Annotated in this window: 1 protein-coding gene; it reads left to right on the top strand. The window is 32.9% G+C overall.

Features of this window, described 5'->3' with window-relative positions:
- The first annotated feature begins 13 nt into the window (after positions 1 to 13).
- Positions 14 to 238: a hypothetical protein gene (locus HC175_RS22825; RefSeq protein ID WP_168026639.1), complete on the top strand. Its 225-nt coding sequence runs from the start codon at positions 14 to 16 to the stop codon at positions 236 to 238.
- The last annotated feature ends 63 nt before the right edge of the window (positions 239 to 301 follow it).

Raw genomic sequence — 301 nt, forward strand, 5'->3', positions numbered from 1 at the left:
TTAAAAATTTCTCATGAAAGTACAAACAGCGTTTAGACTCGAGAAGGAATTAATAGAAGAGTTAAAGGAGCAGGCCAGGAAAAATAAAAGAAGCCTGAATAATTATGTCGAATTAATTTTATCAAAAGTGGTTGAAAAAGAGCCTAATGATGAAACCATAGAGGCCATTGAGGAGGCAATGCACAATAAGAATTTGAAGCCTATATCTGATGTTGATAATTTTTTGGACTCAGTATAGATGTATCTTCTAATTCCTACAACCAGATTTAAAAAAGATCTGAAAAAGTATAGGGGTGACCTT

This window comes from Salinimicrobium oceani, assembly GCF_012037645.1.